The sequence below is a fragment of the Phocaeicola acetigenes genome (genome assembly GCF_027529745.1).
GTDB lineage: Bacteria > Bacteroidota > Bacteroidia > Bacteroidales > Bacteroidaceae > Phocaeicola > Phocaeicola acetigenes.
The window spans coordinates 16,023-35,224 of sequence record NZ_JAPZVM010000015.1; the positions used below are offsets into that span (position 1 = coordinate 16,023).

General features: G+C 41.8%; 13 protein-coding genes. 10 read left to right on the top strand and 3 right to left on the bottom strand.

The window, feature by feature from the left end:
* Nucleotides 1-80: 80 nt before the first annotated feature.
* Nucleotides 81-2,498, bottom strand: a complete 2,418-nt coding sequence (locus O6P32_RS12910; protein ID WP_408636077.1) for a DUF4982 domain-containing protein — start codon at nt 2,496-2,498, stop codon at nt 81-83.
* Between the two features lie 173 nt (nt 2,499-2,671).
* Between O6P32_RS12910 and leuS the strand changes: the two genes are divergently transcribed.
* On the top strand, nt 2,672-5,506 hold the full coding sequence (gene leuS, locus O6P32_RS12915) for a leucine--tRNA ligase (RefSeq protein WP_269878926.1): 2,835 nt from the start codon (nt 2,672-2,674) through the stop codon (nt 5,504-5,506).
* A gap of 85 nt (nt 5,507-5,591) precedes the next feature.
* Nucleotides 5,592-6,488, top strand: a complete 897-nt coding sequence (locus O6P32_RS12920) for a YitT family protein (protein WP_269878928.1) — start codon at nt 5,592-5,594, stop codon at nt 6,486-6,488.
* A 190-nt stretch (nt 6,489-6,678) separates the two neighbouring features.
* Here O6P32_RS12920 and O6P32_RS12925 read toward each other — a convergent pair whose 3' ends face one another.
* Nucleotides 6,679-7,380 carry a hypothetical protein gene (locus O6P32_RS12925; protein WP_178266377.1) on the bottom strand — a complete coding sequence of 234 codons (702 nt, stop codon included), beginning with the start codon at nt 7,378-7,380 and terminating at the stop codon, nt 6,679-6,681.
* Nucleotides 7,381-7,992: 612 nt separating this feature from the next.
* Here O6P32_RS12925 and mnmG point away from each other — a divergent pair.
* The 6 genes from mnmG to deoC are packed head-to-tail and all read left to right on the top strand — an operon-like array spanning nt 7,993 to nt 14,161.
* A complete protein-coding gene (mnmG, locus tag O6P32_RS12930; protein WP_269878930.1) occupies nt 7,993-9,864 on the top strand; it encodes a tRNA uridine-5-carboxymethylaminomethyl(34) synthesis enzyme MnmG in 1,872 nt (623 codons plus the stop codon).
* A 55-nt stretch (nt 9,865-9,919) separates the two neighbouring features.
* Nucleotides 9,920-10,444 carry an adenine phosphoribosyltransferase gene (locus O6P32_RS12935; RefSeq protein ID WP_178266375.1) on the top strand — a complete coding sequence of 175 codons (525 nt, stop codon included), beginning with the start codon at nt 9,920-9,922 and terminating at the stop codon, nt 10,442-10,444.
* A gap of 33 nt (nt 10,445-10,477) precedes the next feature.
* Nucleotides 10,478-12,295, top strand: a complete 1,818-nt coding sequence (gene uvrC / locus O6P32_RS12940; protein ID WP_178266374.1) for an excinuclease ABC subunit UvrC — start codon at nt 10,478-10,480, stop codon at nt 12,293-12,295.
* Between the two features lie 48 nt (nt 12,296-12,343).
* Complete coding sequence (dtd, locus tag O6P32_RS12945) at nt 12,344-12,796, top strand: D-aminoacyl-tRNA deacylase (RefSeq protein WP_269878931.1); 453 nt, start codon at nt 12,344-12,346, stop codon at nt 12,794-12,796.
* A 1-nt stretch (nt 12,797) separates the two neighbouring features.
* Nucleotides 12,798-13,118, top strand: a complete 321-nt coding sequence (locus O6P32_RS12950) for a nucleotide pyrophosphohydrolase (RefSeq protein WP_269878932.1) — start codon at nt 12,798-12,800, stop codon at nt 13,116-13,118.
* 5 nt (nt 13,119-13,123) lie between these two features.
* Complete coding sequence (gene deoC / locus O6P32_RS12955; protein ID WP_178266371.1) at nt 13,124-14,161, top strand: deoxyribose-phosphate aldolase; 1,038 nt, start codon at nt 13,124-13,126, stop codon at nt 14,159-14,161.
* Between the two features lie 471 nt (nt 14,162-14,632).
* Here deoC and O6P32_RS12960 read toward each other — a convergent pair whose 3' ends face one another.
* The gene (locus O6P32_RS12960) at nt 14,633-15,607 is read right to left on the bottom strand and encodes a polyprenyl synthetase family protein (RefSeq protein WP_269878935.1); all 975 of its coding nucleotides are present in this window, start codon (nt 15,605-15,607) and stop codon (nt 14,633-14,635) included.
* Between the two features lie 92 nt (nt 15,608-15,699).
* On the opposite strand from O6P32_RS12960, the gene polA reads away from it, so the two are divergent.
* Together polA and O6P32_RS12970 are read left to right on the top strand one after the other, a co-directional pair.
* Nucleotides 15,700-18,480, top strand: coding sequence for a DNA polymerase I (gene polA / locus O6P32_RS12965; RefSeq protein WP_269878936.1), 2,781 nt, complete (start codon nt 15,700-15,702; stop codon nt 18,478-18,480).
* Between the two features lie 152 nt (nt 18,481-18,632).
* A complete protein-coding gene (locus O6P32_RS12970) occupies nt 18,633-19,019 on the top strand; it encodes a DUF3836 domain-containing protein (protein ID WP_269878938.1) in 387 nt (128 codons plus the stop codon).
* Nucleotides 19,020-19,202 lie beyond the last annotated feature (183 nt).

Consider the following 19,202-nt stretch of genomic DNA (forward strand, 5'->3'; position numbering starts at 1 on the left):
ATGCTAAAAATAGAGAAGCAGTGCACGAGTAGATATTCTCTTGCACTGCTTCTTGTTTTTATCTGGTTGTTGTATCGGCTTTATTGTACCGGCAAGACCAGTCGGGCTGTTTTCAAACCTTTTGCCGAGACTTGAAGTTCCAAGTTGCCGGCAGTCTCACCAGCTTGTACGATAACGGTAAGCATTCCATTAAAAGCATGCATCTGGGGCAAATGAAACAAATCAAGGCAAGTAGGATCTCCATTGGCTGATGCACGGTATGAACCGGCTCCTTTTACACGGAAATTCAGAAGACGTCCGTCTGTAGGACAAAGATTTCCTTCTTTGTCAACTACTCGCACAGTGACATAAGCCAAATCTTTACCATCGGCTTTCAGTGAGGTATAATCGGTCTGAAGTTCGATATGATGAGGCTTTCCTGCTGTATGCAATTTCTTCTCTGCCACAGCCTTTCCGTCCGCATCGTATGCAATCACTTTCACTCCTCCCGGCTCATACGTTACGTTGTGCCACATCAGACGATAGCGGTTTTCTACAGTCTGACGGTTCTTTGTCTGGCGTCCGTAGCTTTTACCGTTGACAAACAGTTCTGCCGAAGGATAATTCGTATATACAAATACCGGTATCGGCTTGCCTTCGTAGCCCTCCCAGTTCCAGTGCGGGAGAATATGCAAGGTTTCTTCGTCTTTATTCCAGATACTACGGTACAGATAGTAACGGTCTTTAGGAATAGAAGCTAAATCGATAATACCGAACATGGAGCTATGGTTAGGCCAGGCATTGGTATCATACGGACTGGGTTCTCCCAAATAATCGAAGCCTGTCCACACAAACTGGCCGATTGTCCAGTCGTAATCTTCTGCCAGGGCAAAATCAATATCCGGAATATTCGACCAGCTGCAATACTCCAAGTCGTAAGAAGAAGACTGATGGTCATCGTACATCGCTCCAGCCTTGCGTTCTGCAGGAAACTTATATACTCCACGTGAACTGACGGTAGACGAAGTTTCAGACCCCAATACGATATTCTGAGGCAAGCGCTCATAGGCTTCTTCGTAGCGGTGAGCACGATAGTTAAAGCCGGGAATATCCAGCATAGCTGCAAAGCCATTATCGAGTACACTGTCCACTTGATCCATACCGCAAGTAACCGGACGTGTAGGGTCTTCACGGTGACAGATGTCTTGCAGGAATTTTGCGACCTTGTATCCTTCTGCACTCCACTGTGTAGGCACCTCATTACCAATACTCCACATCACCACACAAGGATTATTACGGTACTGATGCAACATATTCACCATATCACGCTCTGCCCATTCATTGAAGAAACGGTGGTAGCCGTTTTCGCATTTTGCAATATCCCATTCATCAAATGGCTCAATCATCATCATAAAACCCATTTCATCGCACAGTGAAACCAGCTCGGGAGCCGGCATATTATGGGCGGTACGAATGGCGTCGCAACCCATATCCTTCAGCATTCTGAGTTGATGCCGCAAGGCGGATACATTGATTGCCGCCCCCAGTGGACCTAAATCGTGATGATTGCATACACCCTGGAATTTACGATGTTTCCCATTCAGGAAGAAGCCTTTGTCTGCAATGTACTCGATGGAACGGATTCCAAAACGAGTAGTATATGTATCCAGCAAGGTATCGCCCGAATAAATCTTTGATACAGCCCGATACAAAGAGGGAGACTCCGGTGACCATAATGCCGGATGCTCCACAATGAAATTTTGTGTAAAAGGTAATCCGTGATTGATGTATCCTTTGTTTTTCTTCGATGAAACAACCTTACCTTCGGGAGAGATAATATCTGTCTGCACTGTCAGTTCCGTACGACCGGCATTCTCAACCGATGTACGCAGACATACCGAAGCATAATCCTCAGATACATGAGGAGTAGTAAGTTGTGTTCCCCATACAGGCACATGAATCTGTCCGGTAGTCACCACCCGTACATTCCGGTATAGCCCGGCTCCCGGATACCATCGGGAAGACTGAGGTCTATTCTCCAAACGCACAGCAAGCAGGTTCTGCTTTCCGTCGTGATTGAGGAAAGAAGTCACATCACAGTAGAAGGAGTTATAACCGAAAGGCCAAAAACAGGCTTCTTTTCCGTTGACATATACTTTGGCTTCACTCATGGCTCCATCGAATACCAGCATAGTCTGTCGTCCGGGTTCCACATCAAACCGGGTACGATACCATCCCACTCCCACATAAGGCAAACCTCCGGTACGTCCGGTCTTTACTGACGCTTCTTTCTCGAAGTTTTGGGTTACCGCCACATTCTGCAAATCGTTATTACGGTCGAAAGGACCGTATATCGCCCAGTCGTGTGGAACAACTACGCTTTCCCAATGTGTATCATTGAAGCTTGTACCTTCTGCTCCCGATACATCTCCTTTTGTAAACTTCCACCCTTTTTCAAGTAGCATTTCCGTGCGTTGCGCATAGAGATTTCCTACCAGACAGCCAAGCAGACAGGCCATCACATACGTTTTCTTCAGCTTCATAACGAGTTTAAAATTCATTTCTTACTTGATTTACAAACAAAGATAAACTTTTCATTTCGATTTACTTCCATTTATTTCCGAAGTCTTACTATCTTTGTGCTTTATAAAGAAAATTATATAAAAATCAAACATAAAAACACTCTTCACTTATGGAATATAATTTCAGAGAGATTGAGCAAAAATGGCAACAGAAATGGGTTGAAAACAAGACCTATCAAGTGTCGGAAGATGAATCAAAGAAGAAATTCTACGTATTGAACATGTTCCCTTATCCATCAGGAGCGGGACTCCACGTAGGTCATCCTCTGGGCTACATTGCCAGCGATATTTATGCTCGTTACAAAAGACTGCAAGGTTTTAACGTATTGAATCCGATGGGATACGATGCCTACGGATTACCGGCAGAACAATATGCAATCCAGACAGGTCAGCATCCTGCTATCACCACTGTAAATAACATTAACCGCTATCGCCAGCAGTTGGATAAAATAGGTTTCAGCTTTGACTGGGACAGAGAAGTACGTACCTGCGAACCGGGTTATTATCATTGGACACAATGGGCCTTCCAGAAGATGTTCAACAGCTATTATTGCAATGCCTGCCAGAAGGCAGAGCCCATCAGTAAGCTGGTAGCACATTTCGAACAGAAAGGTACAGAAGGCTTAGATGTTGCTTGCAGCGAAGAATTGAACTTTACTGCTGAAGAATGGAAAAACAAATCGGAAAAAGAACAGCAGGAAGTGCTGATGAACTATCGTATTGCCTACCTGGGAGAGACAATGGTGAACTGGTGTCCGGCTTTGGGTACTGTATTGGCCAACGATGAGGTGGTAGACGGAGTATCTGAACGTGGAGGTCATCCAGTGGTGCAGAAGAAGATGCGCCAGTGGTGTCTGCGTGTATCGGCTTATGCACAACGCTTGCTGGACGGACTGGAAACTGTAGACTGGACCGATTCTCTGAAAGAGACTCAACGTAACTGGATCGGACGTTCGGAAGGTACAGAAGTACGCTTCAAAGTAAAAGACAGCGATTTGGAGTTTACTATCTTCACCACTCGTGCAGATACAATGTTTGGTGTTACATTTATGGTGTTGGCTCCGGAAAGCGAACTTGTTCCTCAACTGACAACAGAGGCTCAAAAGGCAGAAGTGGAAGCTTATTTGGACCGCACTAAAAAACGTACTGAACGTGAACGTATCTCAGACCGTCGTGTAACCGGTGTATTCAGTGGTTCGTATGCCATCAATCCGTTTACCGGCGATGCTGTTCCGGTATGGATCAGCGACTATGTATTGGCTGGATACGGTACAGGTGCCATCATGGCTGTGCCTGCTCACGATAGCCGTGACTATGCATTTGCCAAACATTTCAACCTTCCGATTGTACCGCTGGTAGAAGGATGCGATGTAAGCGAAGAAAGCTTTGATGCCAAAGAAGGTATCGTATGCAACTCTCCAAAAGCCGGAGTTACTCCTTACTGCGACCTGAATCTGAACGGACTGACCATCAAGGAAGCGATTGCAGCTACAAAGAAATATGTAAAAGAACATCACTTGGGACGTGTAAAGGTTAATTTCCGTCTTCGTGATGCTATTTTCTCTCGTCAGCGCTATTGGGGAGAACCGTTCCCTGTATATTACAAGGATGGTATGCCTTACATGATAGACGAGCAGAAATTGCCGCTGGAATTGCCGGAAGTAGACAAGTTCTTGCCAACTGAAAGCGGTGAACCTCCATTGGGTCATGCTACACGCTGGGCTTGGGATGTAACCAAAGGTGAAGTGGTAGAGAACTCTAAGATTGACCACGTAAATGTATTCCCTCTGGAACTGAATACAATGCCTGGATTCGCAGGTTCAAGCGCATATTATCTGCGTTATATGGATCCTCACAATACAGAAGCACTGGTCTCTGAAAAAGCCGACCATTACTGGCAGAATGTAGACCTTTACGTAGGAGGTACAGAACATGCTACCGGCCACTTGATTTATTCTCGTTTCTGGAACAAATTCCTGTTCGATTTGGGCGTAAGTGTAAAAGAAGAGCCGTTCCAGAAGTTGGTAAATCAGGGTATGATTCAGGGACGAAGCAACTTTGTATACCGTATCAAAGATACCAACACCTTCGTTTCATTAGGCCTGAAAGATCAGTACGAAGTAACTCCGCTTCATGTAGATGTAAACATCGTAACAAACGATGTATTGGATGTGGAAGCCTTCAAAAACTGGCGTCCGGAATATAACAATGCCGAATTCATTCTGGAAGATGGCAAATATGTTTGCGGATGGGCAGTAGAAAAGATGAGTAAATCAATGTACAACGTAGTCAACCCGGATATGATTGTTGACAAATACGGAGCGGATACATTACGTATGTATGAAATGTTCCTGGGTCCGGTAGAACAGTCTAAACCTTGGGATACTAACGGTATCGACGGAGTACACCGCTTCTTGAAGAAACTTTGGGCATTGTTCTACTCACGTACAGACGAATTCCTTCCTGTAGAAGGAGAAGCAACCAAAGAAGAGCTGAAAGCAATCCACAAGCTGATTAAAAAGGTTTCAGGCGATATTGAGACTTTCTCTTACAATACTTCGATCAGTGCATTCATGATTTGTGTAAACGAACTGACCTCTCTGAAATGCCGCAATAAGGAAGTACTGAGTCAGCTGGTTGTGGTCATTGCACCGTTTGCTCCACATTTGGCAGAGGAATTATGGGAAGCATTGGGACACTCTACTTCTGTATGTGATGCACAATGGCCGGCATTCAATGAAGAGTATCTGAAAGAAGACAGTATCAAGTATACAATCTCATTCAACGGTAAAGCTCGCTTTACACTGGAATTCCCGGCAGACGCGAATAATGAAACCATTCAATCTACTGTAATGAGCAATGAACAGGCTCAAAAATGGATTGAAGGTAAAACCCCGAAAAAGGTGATCATCGTTCCGAAGAAGATTGTAAACATTGTATTATAATAAAAATCAAACACAGAGGCACTGGTATAGAGAAATACTCATAAACTCTATATCTTGTGCCTCTTCGTTTTAAAATACAACTTTCATGGAAGCATTGTTAAAAAGGAAATTGGGCAGAGAAGCCAAAGACTATCTGGCCATCACATTCGGTCTGATTTGTTATGCTATTGGTTGGGCGGCATTCTTGCTTCCTTATCAAATTACAACCGGAGGAGTAACTGGTATCTCAGCTATTATCTATTATGCAACAGGCCTTGAAATTCAGGTGTCATATTTTATCATCAATGCTGTATTTATGGGAATTGCACTCAAGATTTTAGGTCCCAAATTCAGTCTGAAGACAATTTATGCCATCTTTATGCTTACTTTCTTGCTCTGGTTTTTCCAGATGCTTCTAAAGGATGAAAACGGGCATCTCCCCCAGTTATTAGGACCAGGACAAGACTTTATGGCTTGCGTTATTGGAGCTGGACTCTTAGGGTTTGGTATCGGAATTGTATTCTGCAACAACGGTAGTACAGGTGGTACAGATATCATTGCATGGGTTATCAATAAGTATAAAGATGTAACCTTAGGACGAATGATGATGTATTGCGACATTGTAATCATATCGTCTTGCTACATTATATTTCAGGACTGGCGTCGTGTATTGTTCGGTTTTTGCGTACTTTTCATTATGAGTATTGTCATCGACTATGTGATTAATACGACCCGGCAATCGGTACAGTTTCTTATTTTCTCACGCAAACATGAGGAAATAGCCGAAGCAATTTCCACAAAGGTAGATCGCGGTGTGACGCTGCTTGACGGAAAAGGATGGTACAGCAAACAAGAAATGAAAGTAGTAGTTGTACTGGCCAAGAAAAGTGAATCACTCGATATTTTCCGTCTGATTAAAGACATCGATCCAAACGCTTTTATCTCACAAAGCAACGTAGTGGGTGTTTATGGTGAAGGTTTCGAGAAGCTGAAAGTGAAATAAAAGTTCGCCTAAAAAATAATCAACATAAAATGGCAGGATGCATTCCCCAAAGATAACATCCTGCCATTATTATTTATACGAATCTCTACTCTGAACAATAATCTACAATCTTTTGACCTACTTTTATACCTCTACCCGAGACTGTATAACTATCATACAAGGGCCTTATAATAAGGCCCCAGATACCATATTATCGGGCAATACGGCTCAGTTTATTCCAAGGAGAACCGTATGATAAGCTTCTGCCATATTCATCACCGTTCATCCAAGAGGTAATATCTTTCAGTTCGCCTTCCCAAACGAAAGAACCTGAAGCTTTCGGTTCGAAAGAATCTACCCCATCGTCTCCATTTGCATCTTTCAAGAACTTCAAATCATTGAGTTCAATACGATAGAAATTCCCATCACGAGTTATAACAATATTACCTGATTCATACCCAGGATTCCAGTCTGTCACATAAGTATAAGTTCCGTGCGAGATAAGATCTTCATCTCCACCAGAGGCCGCATCCTGTGCCGGATTATAATCATACAATTCAACAAAACCCCATGTATTAAGATCTTCATCCGAATTGGAATAAGGAAAAGTTCCTTCCGGTAAAGTTGTATCGGTTGTAGTAAACGAAAGCAAAAAACCATTCACCATTTTATCAGGAAGAGTCGTTACATCATAATCTGTAAACATCAATTCTATTGAGCCAGGAGTTCCATAGTTTTCTTTGTAATAATATCCATGATTATACGAAATAGTACGCCCCTCTACGCTGCAAGTTCCTGTTCCTTGACCACCTCCAAGTCCTTCACCTGGATCATCATCGCTACTACATGACACACTCCCTAAAGTCAGTGCTGACAAAAGCAACATACCTGACAACATTTTCAATTTTCTCATAATTTACCTTTTTAATAAATGACAATTTGTATAAGTTGATATGCAAAGTTCTGTCTTTCGTTTTCCAATGACAAACCAGATTTCTCTACGACACAAACTATGTAGCTCTTATCTGCGACTAAGTGAAAAAATAAAAAGTATAAGTAGATTCTTTTTACACCGATCACTTACAAAGGATATACTAACCCTTCCGTACCCTTCAAAAAACAGGCTTTTTTACGTGCAAGTATACAGATGAATGTGATTTTGGCGTTTTTCAGGCATCTTATTTTACACAAAAAGAAAGGCAGAATGCAATCAGCATTACAGAAATAACCTCTTACATTCGAAACAGGCGTACACTTTTCATTTCCTACTACATCTTTCCTGGCAAAATCACACATCAAAATACTCGTCAAAAAAGGGGGAAAAGCATTTCCTCCCTCACTTAAATCTGATTTCTCCACAAACAGAGATTGTCTATACCCTTCTTTTCTACCATTTCGTCCCCAAAAGAAGATTTTCCTCACCAACCGGAACAAACACTCCCATTAAATTCTTTTCACCAGCCTGTTTTTCTGTCAAATACAAAATTTAGTACCTTTGCAAATAGATTTATAAGAATAATATAAAATGGACTTTAAGTACGACGTTATTGTAATCGGTGCCGGACATGCAGGCTGCGAAGCCGCGGCTGCTGCGGCTAATCTCGGTTCAAAGACTTGTCTGATTACTATGGATATGAACAAGATCGGACAAATGAGCTGCAACCCGGCTGTGGGAGGTATTGCCAAAGGGCAAATCGTAAGAGAAATTGATGCATTGGGTGGATACATGGGATTGGTAACCGACCGTACCGCCATTCAATTCCGAATGCTGAACCGTTCAAAAGGACCTGCCATGTGGAGTCCGCGTGCACAATGCGACCGTGCCAAGTTCATCTGGGAGTGGCGGGCAGTCTTAGAGAATACTCCCAATCTACATATCTGGCAAGATACAGTAGAGGAATTGATCATAGAGAATGGTGAAGTTACAGGACTTGTTACATGCTGGGGAGTAACCTTCCATGCAAAATGTATCGTACTTACCGCAGGAACTTTCCTGAATGGTTTGATGCATATTGGTCACAAAATGCTGGCAGGCGGACGCTGTGCAGAGCCCGCTTCTTATCATTTGACCGAATCCATCACACGCCATGGCATCACATCTGGAAGAATGAAAACTGGAACTCCTGTACGCATCGATGCAAGAAGTGTCCATTTCGACATGATGGAAACTCAAGATGGAGAAAACGACTTTCACCGTTTTTCATACATCAGTGAGCCACGCAAGCTGAAACAATTGCAATGCTGGACATGCTATACAAATGAAGAAGTGCATGAAGTATTAAGAAGCGGACTTGCCGATTCGCCCCTATTCAACGGACAAATCCAAAGTATAGGTCCTCGCTATTGCCCGAGTATAGAAACTAAAATCGTAACCTTCCCCGACAAGCCACAGCATCAACTGTTCCTTGAGCCGGAAGGTGAAAGCACGCACGAACTCTACTTGAACGGATTCTCGTCTTCACTGCCAATGGACATCCAAATAGAAGCCCTGAAGCGCATACCGTGTTTCAAGGACTTGGTTATATACCGTCCGGGATATGCAATTGAATACGATTACTTCGACCCAACCCAGCTCAAGCATACGTTGGAATCGAAGGTTATCAAGAATCTCTTCTTTGCCGGACAAGTAAACGGAACAACCGGATACGAAGAAGCAGGCGGACAAGGTATCGTTGCCGGCATCAATGCACACATCAACTGCCACGGTGGTGAACCATTTGTTTTGGGAAGAGACGAAGCTTATATCGGCGTATTAATCGACGACCTTGTAACCAAAGGAGTGGATGAGCCATACCGTATGTTTACATCGCGTGCTGAATACCGCATTCTGCTTCGTCAGGATGATGCTGACATGCGCTTGACAGAACGTGCTTATAAGTTGGGGCTGGTTAAACAAGACCGATACGAGATGTTACTGAAAAAGCAGGCTGAAATTAATCGTATCGTAGAATTCACCCAAACCTACTCCATCAAGGCTGATAAGATTAACGATGCATTGGAGACTTTGGGAACGGCTCGTCTAACACATGGATGTAAACTCATTGATCTAATCGGACGCCCACAGATTACCATAGAGAACATAGCGCCCCACGTACCGGCCTTCATGGAACAGCTGAATAAAATAGAAGAGCGTAAGGACGAAATCATTGAGGCTGCAGAAATACGTATCAAGTACAAAGGATACATAGACCGCGAACGTATGATAGCCGACAAGATTCATCGTTTAGAATCTATCCGCATAAAAGGAAAGTTCGATTATGCGAACCTCCAATCGCTTTCTACAGAAGCCCGTCAAAAACTGATCAAGATAGATCCTGAGACTTTGGCTCAAGCCAGCCGCATACCAGGGATATCTCCCAGCGACATCAACGTTCTGCTGGTACTTCTTGGCAGATAAAGGATGTGTTTCACGTGAAACAACTTGTTTAAGGAATTATTATAAAACACTGAATATGAACAAAGAATTACTCAAAGAAAACCTTCGGGAAATACCCGATTTTCCGATCCCTGGAATTTTATTCTATGACGTAACCACTCTCTTTAAAAATGCAGAATGTCTGCGAGCTTTAATTGATGAGTTGTATGAGTTATACAAAGACAAAGGCATTACCAAAGTAGTAGGTATCGAATCAAGAGGCTTCATCTTAGGCGCTGCTGTCGCAGCTCGTTTAGGAGCAGGATTCATCATGGCCCGCAAGCCAGGAAAACTACCCGCTGAAGTCATTGAAGAAACATATGCGAAAGAGTATGGCACAGATACAATCCAAATCCACAAAGATGCAATCTGTGAAGATGACGTTGTTTTATTACACGACGACTTGTTGGCAACAGGCGGAACCATGGCAGCCACTCACCGTCTGGTTCAAAGTTGCGGAGTTAAGAAAGCTTATGTAAACTTTGTCATTGAGCTGAAAGATCTGGAAGGAAGAAAAGCATTTCCGGAAAATGTAGACATTACTACCCTTCTGCAACTATAACAGCAAACTCCCAAAACAGAACTACAACAGTGCATGGAAGAAAAAGAAGGGATAAAGACAAACGAATATTTGCGGGGTATTGTGCTTAACCTCCCAGAAGGTCCGGGTATTTACCAATACCTAAACTCAGAAGGAACCATCATCTATGTAGGGAAAGCCAAGAACCTGAAAAGACGAGTAAGCTCTTATTTCAATAAAGACCAGCATTCGGCTAAAACCCGAATACTGGTCAGTAAAATTGCAGACATTCGTTATATTGTTGTTAATACAGAAGAAGACGCTCTATTATTAGAGAATAATCTAATCAAGAAATACAAACCCAGATACAATGTATTGCTGAAAGACGATAAGAGCTATCCTTCTATTTGTGTAAGCAACGAGTACTTTCCCCGTGTTTTCAAGACTCGTAATATTGTACGGAATGGATCGACCTACTACGGTCCATACAGCCATGTTCCATCCATGCATGCTGTATTAGATCTGATTAAAAAGCTATACCCTCTTCGCACCTGCCGCTTGGCTCTCACCCCGGAGAACATACGGGAAGGTAAATTCAATGTCTGTCTGGAATACCATATCAAGAATTGCAAAGGCCCTTGTATAGGACTTCAGTCACACGAAGAATACATGCAAAATATTGCAGAAGTAAAGGAGATACTCCGTGGAAATACACAGACTATCTGCACGGCTCTTCTAAAAGAAATGCAGGATTTGGCTGCAGAACTCCGTTTCGAAGAAGCACAAAAGTTGAAAGAGAAATTTGAGCTGATAGAGAACTATCGTTCCAAGAGCGAAGTCGTCAGTTCTATTCTGCATAACATCGATGTATTCTCGATTGAGACAGACGAAAATGCAGCATATATCAATTATCTGCATATCACAAACGGCTGCATCAACCAGGCATTCACCTTTGAATATAAGAAGCGGTTGAATGAGACAAAAGAGGAACTGCTGGAGCTTGGCATCATCGAGATGCGCGAGCGTTACAAAAGCCTTTCCAAGGAAATCATCATTCCGTTCGAATTGGATATGGAGATGAATGGAGTTGTTTTTACAATACCTCAACGAGGGGATAAAAAGCATTTGCTGGAGCTATCTATCCTAAATGTAAAGCAGTATAAGGTAGACCGACTGAAACAAGCAGAGAAGCTAAACCCCGAACAACGGACCACGCGTATATTAAAAGAAATACAGGAACAATTGCATATGGACCGTCTTCCTATGCATATTGAATGCTTTGACAACTCCAACATACAGGGTTCGGATGCCGTAGCTGCCTGTGTCGTTTTCAAAAAAGGGAAACCCAGTAAAAAAGACTACCGGAAGTATATCATTAAAACTGTAGTCGGCCCAGACGACTATGCCTCCATGCAGGAAGTCGTACGAAGAAGATATACCCGCATTATAGAAGAACAAGGTGAACTTCCGGACTTAATCCTGACTGACGGTGGAAAGGGGCAAATGGAAGTAGTACGTCAGGTTATAGAAGACGAACTCAAGCTAACCATTCCCATCGCCGGACTTGCCAAAAACAACCGTCACCGTACCTCCGAAGTGCTGTACGGATTTCCTCCGATGATTGTAGGGATAAAACAAGGAACTCCCCTCTTCCATCTGCTGGAAAATATCCAAGATGAAGTCCACCGGTTTGCCATTACCTTCCACCGAGACAAGCGAAGCAAAAGCCAGGTTGCCTCTGCATTGGATCAGATAAAAGGAATCGGAGAGAAAAGAAAAACAGCCCTTCTCAAAAAGTTTAAGAGCGTGAACCGCATCAAGCAGGCTACAGTGGAAGAGATTGCCGAAGTGGTGGGAATGGCCGCAGCACAAAGTATTAAAGAAAGTTTATAAACAAAGAGTAAAAATTAATTGTTATCTTTGTAGAAACGAGATTATCACATGAGAGTAGTTATTCAACGTGTCAGTCATGCTTCCGTAACAATCGACGGAAGATGTAAATCCGCAATACAAGAAGGATTCATGATTTTGGTCGGAATAGAAGAAGCCGACACTCAGGAAGATGCCAACTGGCTTTGTAAAAAGGTCCTTGGCTTACGAGTTTTTGACGATGAAAACGGAGTAATGAATCGCTCCATATTAGACATACAGGGAGAAATATTAGTCATCAGTCAGTTTACATTAATGGCATCAACAAAAAAAGGAAATCGCCCTTCATACATTCGGGCAGCACGACATGAAACAGCCATTCCTTTGTATGAATACTTCTGCGAAGAACTCAGCAAAGGTTTAGGAAAGCCTGTCGGTACCGGAGAGTTTGGAGCCGACATGAAAGTTGAGCTATTAAACAATGGCCCCGTAACCATTTGCATGGATACTAAAAACAAGGAATGATATGACACTGGAAGAAGCACAGAAAACAGTCGATAACTGGATAAAGACATACGGTGTGCGCTATTTTAGCGAGCTCACTAATATGGCCGTATTGACCGAAGAGGTGGGTGAATTAGCCCGGATTATGGCAAGAACCTACGGAGACCAATCGTTTAAAGAGGGAGAGAAACACGACCTTGGCGATGAAATGGCCGATGTGCTTTGGGTACTCCTTTGTTTGGCTAATCAAACGGGAGTTAATCTGACCGAAGCATTCCAAAAGAATCTCGAAAAAAAGACGAACAGAGACAAAGAAAGACATAAAAACAACCCTAAACTATAAAGGATATGAAGTATAATCACGAAGAAAGCTGTGAGTGCGGACATCATCACACTCACCACCATGAAGAAAGTTGTCAGTGTGGCCACGAACATCATTATGCAGAAGAATGCGATGAAGATGACTGCACATGCTGTGATGAAGATCACGAGAACTTGCATCAGCCTGACAAATATCATTCAGCACTCAGCAAGTATAATACAGCTTTAAATGACGATGAAATTGCAGCAAAAACAGCACAACTCATCGAGAAACACCTGAAGGAAAATGATACTGTGGAAGTAAAGAAATTCTTATTCCACTGCATCGACCTGACTACACTGAAATGCACAGACAGCGAACAGAGCGTAATGAAGTTTACAGAACGTGTCAACGAATTTGTAGACAAATATCCCGACTTGGACAACGTAGCTGCCATCTGTGTATACCCTAACATGGCAGAAATTGTAAACGATACACTGGAAGCCGACAACGTGAATATTGCTTGCGTATCGGGTGGTTTCCCTTCCTCACAGACATTCACAGAAATAAAAGTTGCAGAAACTGCAATGGCACTCCATGCCGGCGCAGACGAAATCGACATCGTTATCTCTGTGGGCAAGTTCTTGAGTGGTGACTACGAAGGTATGTGCGATGAAATCGAAGAATTGAAAGATGTATGCGGTGACAAACATCTGAAGGTAATTCTTGAGACAGGAGCTTTGGCAAGCGCATCCAATATCAAAAAAGCCTCTATCCTATCAATGTACTCTGGAGCTGATTTCATCAAGACTTCTACAGGTAAGGAAAAGCCAGCAGCCACTCCAGAAGCTGCATACGTAATGTGTCAGGCAATCAAGGAATATTTCCTTGAAACCGGACGAAAAGTAGGATTCAAACCGGCAGGAGGTATCAATACCGTACACGATGCTCTGGTTTACTACACCATCGTAAAAGAAGTGTTGGGCAAAGAATGGCTGACTAATGAACTGTTCCGCTTAGGAACCAGCAGAATGGCCAATCTGCTTCTTTCTGACATTGTAGGACAAGAAACCAAATTCTTCTAATACAGAAGAATCACCTATACGACAAACAGAGATTGACTCAATTCGATTTTGAGACAATCTCTGTTTTTTTATTTCAAAAATAAGATACTTCTGCTCCAATTCATCGGCAGAAAATCGATTCATTACCATAGATTCTATTCATTGAATAAAACCGACGACGTCGGCTGTAGAATCGACGACGTTGAATGTACAGCCAACACCGTCAAATGTATAAACAACGTCGGCAATTAAAGTGTCCGACACTCCTCCCCTTTTTTTCCTTCCTGCCACAGTATATATCAACTTCTGATCTCGTTTTACCTGCTCCAGATAAAGAAACGACTCATACTGTATATGTAAAAGACTGTTGATTCGGAGAGCGGTTTACGGTATAACCGGCCTTCCCGACACGGGAACCAAAGCATCTGGATACAAAAACGGGGCTGCCGCAAAATAAGGTTTGCAACAGCCCCGCTTTACATTTTAATACTATTACTTATTTCTTTCAATTACATAATCAATATACATTGTCAGCGCCTCTCTTACCGATTCATCGGCAGTTTCGGGAAGCAAGGCCAAAGCCCGGTTTCTATAGTCGTACATCACATTCTGTGCATACTCTATTCCTCCCTCTTGTTTCACAAAACGAACGAAATCTTCTATTTCATCCCGAGAAGCCTCAAACGCCCGAATTTTCAAAGCCAGTTGACGATACTTCTCACCGGCTTTATTATTCAATACATACAATGCAGGCAGGGTCAATTTCCCCTCCAACATATCATTTCCTGTGGGTTTACCCAACTCTTCATTCTCAAAATAATCGAATATATCGTCTTTTATCTGGAAAGCAATACCAATCATTTCTCCAAAAAGAGCTGCTAATTTGATATTCCCTTCAGATGCTTTGACAGAAACAGCTCCACATTCTGCACTGGCAGTAAACAAGGCAGCTGTCTTCTTACGAATTACATCAAAATAAATCTCTTCTGAAAAATCCAAGTTATTGATATTCGCCAATTGAATAATTTCTCCTTCCGATAATTCCTGCCCTAAACGTGATACCAAATCAACCAGTTCAATCTGTCCTGTGACAGCAGCATGCTTCAAACTTGTAGCCAATAAATAATCACCTACCAATACCGATACTTTATTATCATACATAGCATTGACAGAAGACTGTCCGCGTCTTTGATTACTCTCATCTACCACATCATCATGTACCAGACTGGCAGTATGAAGCAACTCCAACGAAAGAGCAGCATGTAAAGTAGAGGCATTAGGAGCAGCAAACAACTTTGCCATCAATAATACCAAAATAGGACGCATCATCTTTCCGTTGCGTTTTTTGATATACGACAGCACTTCATTGAGCAGTGGAGTTGAACTTTTCAACGAATCATCAAAAAGCAACTTAAATTCACCTAACTCTTTTTCAACAGGTTTTCGGATCAATTCTATTTTATTCATAGAGGCTTATTTGCGTACAAAAGTAATAATAAAACAGGGAATACGGTATTTTTTTGTACTTTTACATAGAAAATCTTAATATTTTTACACGAATGGAGAAACTATTTCTATTAGATGCCTATGCGCTTATATACCGTGCATATTATGCCCTTATTAAGAATCCGCGTATTAATTCCAAAGGCTTCAATACCTCCGCCATCATGGGATTTGTAAATACATTAGAAGATGTATTGAAGAAAGAGCAGCCTACTCATATCGGAATTGCTTTCGACCCGGCAGGCCCTACTTTCCGTCATGAAGCATTTGAACAGTACAAGGCACAACGTGAAGAAACACCGGAAGCAATCCGTCTCTCCGTCCCTATCATTAAAGATATTATCCGAGCTTATCGCATTCCTATCCTTGAAGTTCCCGGATTCGAAGCCGACGACGTAATCGGAACACTAGCTACCGAAGCTGGAAAGCAAGGCATCAAAACTTATATGATGACTCCTGATAAAGACTATGGACAACTTGTCTCCGATAATGTATTTATGTATCGCCCTAAATATGGGGACAAAGAGTTTGAGGTTATGGGAGTGGAAGAAGTAAAAGCAAAATTCGATATACAGTCTCCTTCACAAGTCATCGACATGCTGGGCTTGATGGGAGACAGTGCAGACAACATTCCCGGATGTCCGGGAGTAGGAGAAAAAACTGCACAAAAACTCATCGCACAATTTGGAAGTATCGAGAATCTGCTCGAACATACACATGAGCTGAAAGGTGCTATCAAAACGAAAATAGAAAACAACCGGCAACAAATTGAATTCTCCAAGTTCCTGGCTACAATTAAAACAGATGTACCTGTTACACTCGACATGGAGAGTTTAAAAAGAAAATCTATCAATGAAGAGGAACTTCGTAAAATTTTTGAGGAACTCGAATTTCGTACACTAATCGACCGCATTTTGAAAAGTGAGAAAAAAACAGCTGTTTCAACCTCTCCTACTTCCTCTTCACAGGGCGATCTTTTCGGCTTTTTTGCGTCCGAAAGTACAGACGATTCAAAAAATTCGATTTTACAGAGCCTTGAAACGTTAAAATACGACTACCAACTCATTGATACAGAAGAAAAAAGAGCTGATTTTTTACAAAATATCCTTACAAAGGATTTTTTTAGTTTTGATACGGAAACAACCGGAACAGAGCCAATCACCGCAGAATTGGTAGGAATGAGCTTCAGTTATGCCGAAAATCAGGCCTTTTATGTCCCAGTACCGGCAAATCGTGAAGAAGCACAAAAAATAGTGGATCAGTTCAAGCCTCTGCTCGAAAACAAGCAAACTTTAAAGATCGGACAAAATATCAAATACGATATGCTTGTCTTAGGAAACTATGGTATCGAAGTACAAGGTCCCTTGTTCGATACCATGATTGCTCACTACGTACTGCAACCCGAACTGCATCATGGAATGGATTACCTGGCAGAGGTCTACTTGAAATACAATACCATCAAAATCGAAGAGCTGATCGGTCCCAAGGGGAAGAATCAGAAAAATATGCGTGACCTCTCCCCTGCCTCTGTTTACAAATATGCATGTGAAGATGCTGATGTAACCTTAAAGCTCAAATCTATCTTGGAAAAAGAGCTGAAGACTAACGGGGTGGAAGAATTGTTCTGGAATATCGAAATGCCTCTTGTTCCTGTACTTGCCTACATGGAACGAAATGGAGTCCGCATTGATACCAATGCTCTGAAAGAAACTTCTACTCATTTTACTGCCCGAATGCATCAGATTGAAGAAGAAGTGCACCAGCTTGCGGGTATAGAGTTCAACATTGCATCTCCCAAACAGGTGGGTGAGGTTCTTTTCGACCGGCTAAAGATTACAGAAAAAGCTAAAAAGACAAAGACGGGACAATATGTTACTTCCGAGGAAGTACTGGAAAGCCTGCGAGGTAAGCATGAAATAGTAGGAAAAATTCTGGAGCATCGTGGACTTAAAAAGCTCTTGGGTACTTATATTGATGCTCTCCCTCTGCTCATCAACCCACAGACAGGACATATACATACCTCTTTCAACCAGACTGTAACTGCTACCGGACGTTTAAGTTCCAGCAACCCCAATCTGCAGAATATTCCCATTCGCAATGAAGAAGGAAAAGAGATAAGAAAAGCATTTATCCCCGATGAAGGATGTGAGTTCTTCTCTGCCGATTATTCTCAGATTGAATTGCGTATTATGGCACATTTAAGTGGTGACCCTCATATGATAGAAGCTTTCCAGAAAGAACTGGATATCCATGCAGCTACAGCCGCTAAAATATATAAGGAGGAAATTAGCGAAGTCACCCGCGAACAACGAAGCAAAGCCAAAACTGCTAATTTCGGTATTATATATGGTATATCTGTATTTGGATTGGCAGAACGATTAAATGTAGACAGAAAAGAAGCCAAAGAACTTATCGACGGTTATTTTGCCAATTATCCGCATGTCAAAGAATATATGGATCAGAGTATACGTATCGCTAAAGAACAAGGATACATTGAAACCATATTCAAACGGAAACGTTATTTACCGGATATCAACTCCCACAATGCAGTAGTAAGAGGATATGCCGAACGCAATGCCATCAATGCTCCTATACAGGGAAGTGCGGCCGATATAATCAAAGTAGCTATGATCCAAATCTACCAACGCTTCCGTACAGAAGGAATTAAGTCGAAAATGATTCTCCAGGTACACGACGAATTGAACTTCAGCGTACTGCCCGAAGAAAAGCAAAAAGTACAGCAGATTGTGATAGAAGAAATGGAAAGAGCTTACAAAATGAAAGTACCTTTGCGTGCAGACTGTGGTTGGGGACAAAATTGGCTTGAAGCACATTAGTCTATTTCAAATGTTAACGTACCTTTAATTTCTATCATTTTGCTAATTTTTGAGAAAAATATGGCAAAAATGATAGTAGATATCAAAGGTTTCACTATATTTGCAGCGTAATCAAAAACAAAAAGATAGTAAAACCTTAAAAAATTAAAGATATGAAAAAGATTAATTTCCTCAGAAGCCTATTAGTTGTAGTACTTGCATTTGTTGCTAACCTTACAGTTTTTGCTGGCATACCGGAAAATAATTTAATCTATAACTCAGAAGAAGTTGACGGAGTGAAAGTGTCAGAAACCGTTTATAAAATGAATGGAAATATTCTGACAAACTACATGAAATACAACTATAAGTATGATGATAACCAGCAGGTGATCGAAAACCTTTCACAGAAATGGAACAACGACAGCCAGACTTGGGAAAACAACTTGTGCATCAAGTACATATATGACAAGAAAAGTGTAACAACAGAATATTATAAATGGAATAAGAAAAAACAGGAATTTGTTCTTGTTCCTGATATGACAGTTACAATGGACAAATAAAAAGATAATATAAATAATAATTCATAAACTCTCTTATCAACTCAGAGGCACCTCGTGATGAAGTGCCTCTTTTTTCTTTTAAAGAGATATGGTTTTCCAATATTTTCCTCACAAATAGTTATAATTTATAACCTGATTAGATATTATTAAAAGGTTTACTTCATCAAATTCTATAGGGAAAGA